Here is a 278-nt window from a genome sequence, read left to right on the forward strand (position 1 = left end):
GTTTGCAATAGCGCCGACTAATCCAGAAACAAGTGCTGCGCAAGTACTTGATTGGTTATCTATCCCAGGTGCAAAAGAAATCCTCGAAAACTCATTAGAAGTACAAGACAGGATAGGAAAAATTCGAGAATTAGTTGAAGAGCACGGCTTTCCTGATTACCTATACGAAAAAGGTAAACCATCTATTTTAAATAATGGCATAGAATTTTCGGCAATTTATTTTGCTATGCTCTTAAGTTTATTTTTTATGGGCGGTGGGCGTTTTGTTAGTTTTGATT

General features: G+C 36.7%; 1 pseudogene. It reads left to right on the forward strand.

The annotated features are described in order from the left end of the window. Positions 1–278 (forward strand): annotated as a pseudogene (locus AAEY83_RS14520) (HvfX family Cu-binding RiPP maturation protein); the annotation flags it as partial.

The organism is Psychrobacter sp. TB20-MNA-CIBAN-0197, from assembly GCF_040309765.1.
In the GTDB taxonomy this organism is placed as follows: Bacteria; Pseudomonadota; Gammaproteobacteria; order Pseudomonadales; family Moraxellaceae; genus Psychrobacter; species Psychrobacter submarinus.